Raw genomic sequence first — 1,837 nt, 5'->3', positions numbered from 1 at the left:
TCGAGATCACGCTGGCACAGATCTGGGCCGAGCTTCTGGGTGTTGAGCGGGTCGGACGCCACGACCACTTCTTTGCGCTCGGCGGGCACTCGCTGGCGGCGGTGCAGCTGTTGAGCCGGGTCTCGCAGGCCATTGGCTTCACACTGCCGCTGACCACGCTGTTTGCCAAACCGGTGCTGGCCGATCTGGCCGCGAGTATCATGGATGAGTTGAGCCGCTCCGGCGCGCAAGACCTGCCAGCCATTGCGCCGGTGTCGCGTGACGCGCCGCTTGTGCTGTCGTTTGCGCAGCAGCGGCTGTGGTTTTTGGCGCAGCTGGATCAGAGCAGCACGAACTATCACATTCCGCTCGGGTGGCGGCTCAAGGGTGGGCTCGACCGCAGCGCCTGGCAGCGTAGCCTGGACCGTGTGTTGGCGCGCCATGAGGCGCTGCGCAGCGTGTTTGTCGCGCCGGAGGGCAAGCCCTGGGTGGAGCTGCTGCCGGAGGATGCGGGGCTGCCGGTTGTGGAGCACGATCTGCGGGACAGGCCGGATGCGGACGAGGCGCTATTGGGTCTGTGCAGGGAAGAGGCGTGCACGCCGTTCGATCTGGCGCGTGGCCCGCTGATCCGTGGCCGGCTGATCCGGATCTCGGATGAGGAGCACGTCTTGCTGCTGACGCAGCATCACATTGTCTCGGATGGTTGGTCGCTGGGCGTGTTGGCGCATGAACTCAGTCAGCTGTACCGGGCGTTCGTGGCCGGAGAAGGCGATCCGCTGCCGCCGCTTGCAATCCAGTATCCGGACTATGCCGCCTGGCAACGGCAGTGGCTGTCGGGCGCGCGGCTGCAGCGCCAGGCGCAGTATTGGCGCAACAATCTGTCTGGCGCGCCGGCCCGTCTGGCGCTGCCGACGGACCGGCCGCGGCCGGCGCAGCAGTCGTTTGCGGGGGCGACGGTCCCGATCGTTATTGATGCGGAGCTGACGCGGGAGCTGAAGCGGCTGGGCCTGCAGCAAGGCACGACGTTGTTCATGACGGTGCTGGCGGGGTGGGCTGCGGTGCTGTCGTGTCTGTCGGGACAGGACGATCTTGCGATTGGCGTGCCGAGCGCTAATCGCGGTCGCCGCGAAATCGAAGAGCTGATCGGCTTCTTCGTCAACACCCTGGCGCTGCGGCTGGACCTGTCGGGCGAGCCGAGCGTGTCGGAGCTGTTGGAGCGGACGCGGCGCACGGCCTTGGGAGCGCAGGAGCACCAGGACCTGCCGTTCGAGCAGGTGGTGGAGATCGTGCAGCCGCCCCGGGCTCTTGATCACACGCCGTTGTTCCAGGTGATGCTGGCCTGGCAGAACAACGCCGCTGGGACGTTCGACCTTCCTGGGCTGATGGTGGAGGCGGCGGCAGACGGCTTCGATCAGGTCAAGTTCGATCTGGAGCTGAGCCTTGGCGAGCAGGGTGAGGTGATTGCTGGCACGCTGGGTTATGCCACGGCGCTGTTCGATCGCGCGACCATCGAGCGGCAGCGTGGTTATCTGCTGGCGCTGCTGCGGGCGATGGTTGCCGATGCGCAGCAAGCGGTCGGGCGGATTGAGCTGCTGCCAGCCGACGAGCGCGCATATCTGCTGGAGGAACTGAACCGGACGGCGGTGACGTATCCTGAGCAGCAGTGCATCCATGAGCTGTTTGAGGCGCAGGTGCAAAAAGCGCCGGAGGCGGTGGCGGTGGTCTATCAGGACCAGCGCGTCAGCTATGGCGAGCTCAATGCGCGGGCCAACCAGCTGGCGCATCATCTGATCGGGCTCGGGGTCAGGCCGGATCAGCCGGTGGCGATCTGCGTTGCGCGCAGCGTGGCGATGGTGGT

The 1,837-nt window shown here is 66.4% G+C and carries 1 protein-coding gene; it reads left to right on the top strand.

Going from position 1 to position 1,837, the window contains the following annotated elements:
* On the top strand, positions 1 to 1,837 hold a 1,837-nt coding region (locus tag K359_RS56615; protein ID WP_035978560.1), incomplete at both ends, for a condensation domain-containing protein.

Source organism: Bradyrhizobium sp. th-b2 (assembly GCF_000426785.1).
Taxonomy (GTDB): domain Bacteria; phylum Pseudomonadota; class Alphaproteobacteria; order Rhizobiales; family Xanthobacteraceae; genus Bradyrhizobium; species Bradyrhizobium septentrionale.
Note: the sequence above shows the minus strand (reverse complement) of the source record. Positions and strands in the feature narration are given on the sequence as shown.